The organism is Corynebacterium mastitidis DSM 44356 (genome assembly GCF_000375365.1).
GTDB lineage: Bacteria > Actinomycetota > Actinomycetes > Mycobacteriales > Mycobacteriaceae > Corynebacterium > Corynebacterium mastitidis.
In genome coordinates, this window is record NZ_AQXB01000028.1 from 1 (window position 1) to 2,188 (window position 2,188).

The window sequence follows — 2,188 nt, forward strand, 5'->3', positions numbered from 1 at the left end:
CCCCGCCTGTCCAATCACTAAGAAAGGGCCTCACGGCCGCCACGCACATGAGACCCTTTCAGGCGCTAGCTAGTAACTAGGATTCAAAGCTCACGAACCGCATTCGTGAGTCCGTTAGTTACCAGCCCAACGAAGGCCTGCCAGCACAGTAAAACAAGTAGCTGGCGGGCCTTCGCTCGTATGCGGCGGAGAAACCTACGCATCCGATAGCACCTCCTCTCACCGCTGTAGAGATGGCCCGCACTACGGTGGGCTTCAGCGCTGCGGTGGCGCTCAGCACCGCAGTGAGGGGCAGGCTATGCCCAGCAGGAATCAGGCTACCTGTAGGCGATGAGCTAAGCCCTAGCCGCGCACCGCTGCGCGTTTCTTTGTTGACCGGGCTTACCCTGCTCGTGCATCATGGGGGATGGACAGCCTTCTATGCCGTCCATAAAGCGAGAAGGCCTCACCTAACCGGCAAAAGCTAGTGAGACCTCCTCAGGCGATTAGGGCGTGACTAACTCCCAGGCCTCGCGAGCCGCACCCGCGAGTCCATTAGCCACCATCCCCACGAGGGCCTGCCAGCACAGCGTAACTAGTAGCTGGCGGGCCCTCGTCCATGCGCGGTAGGATTCGATCCGACGCATAGCAATCACCTCCCCTCAACCGCTGACAGCAGACCCGCACCACGGTGTGGGCCTCAACGCTGCGGCAGGCGTGTAAAGCACCGCAGTGAGGGGCCAGGCTATGCCCAGCAAGAATCAGGCTACCTGTAGGCGATGAGCTAAGCCCTAGCCGCGCGCTACTGCACCGAGCACCCCGCACGCTATACCTGCACCTCGTGCGTATCCCACCAAGGGCAGCGCCTCACACTCGGCAGCAGTATCACGAGGATGAAAACATGACATTCATTATGAACACATAGCGTGCTATAATTACACCCCATGAGTGACCTTATTTTATCGCTCTCGGTTGCGAAAGAAAAAAACCGACCCTCCCTCTTCAAATACACCGACTCAGGCGACAACGCTAAAGAGATCATAAAGAGATCACCACCTCGACGAGTGATAACACAAAAACTATTCGACACCATTCAATACTACGTCGATATTCACCCGACAGTCCGAGTATCACTCATCGAAAGAAAAAGCCAGGACGAATGGAAAGTAATCATCGCAGACGCAAAACCCATGAGTCATCCCTATAACGAAATACTCCGCCGCCTCCGCTTCCACTAAAAGGACCCCGCATGAAACGCCACCGAATCCTCTCTTTGTGCCTAGCGCTCTCAACAGTGATCGCCACGCCGATGATTGCCACCGCAGAACCTGCCACCACAGCCGCCCCATGGATCCATACCCTGGCGCAGTACCCCGATACCCTCACCGACGTCACCGACGTCACCAGTAAGGCCCTGGGCTACAGCGTGCCAGTCGCGCTGATCAAAGCCCCCACCCCGGGTGCACCAACGATCTACCTCCTCAACGGCGCCGGCGGGGGAGAAGACGACCTCAACTGGATCACCCAGACCAACCTCATCGACTTCTACCGGGACAAAAACGTCAACGTCGTCATCCCCATGGCCGGAGCTTTCTCCTACTACACCGACTGGCAAACCCCCGGAAACCCACAAGGACGCGGCGCCGGAGCATGGGAAACTTTCCTGATCCACGAACTGCCGGCCCACGTTGAGCCCGCACTCCACGCCTCTGAGAAACGCGCCATCATCGGCATGTCCATGTCGGCCACCTCCGCTGCCAACCTTGCCACGCGCAACGCCGGTTTCTACACCGCGATGGCCTCCCTATCCGGGTGCGCAGAAACCACCAGTGTAATCGGGCGCGCCGCCGTGGCCGCCACCTTGCGCCGTGGCGGGCAAACCCCCACCGCGATGTGGGGGCCATGGTGGGCAGAAAACTCCCGCGCCCACGACCCCACACTGCACGCCGAAGCACTGAAAAACACCACGGTTTACCTCTCCTCCGGGACTGGTATTCCCTGGTTCGATGACACCATGTTCGCTCCGAAATTCAGCGATATGAACGCTGTCGATGCTGCACTGACCTCAGCAGGAATTATGACCGAGGGCAGCGCTATTGAGGCGGTGAGTATGCTTTGTACCTTGCGCTATTCACGCGCACTTAATAAAGCAGGGGTAGAGCACAAGCTCAACATTAATCCGGTAGGAACACACCAATGGGCCTACTGG

At 58.3% G+C, this 2,188-nt stretch carries 2 protein-coding genes; both read left to right on the forward strand.

The features are described from left to right. The first annotated feature begins 923 nt into the window (after window positions 1-923). Window positions 924-1,217: a hypothetical protein gene (locus tag B140_RS14080; protein ID WP_156801809.1), complete on the forward strand. Its 294-nt coding sequence runs from the start codon at window positions 924-926 to the stop codon at window positions 1,215-1,217. Between the two features lie 11 nt (window positions 1,218-1,228). Further along, the coding region (locus B140_RS0111340) for an alpha/beta hydrolase (RefSeq protein WP_018119469.1) at window positions 1,229-2,188 on the forward strand (960 nt) is incomplete at its 3' end.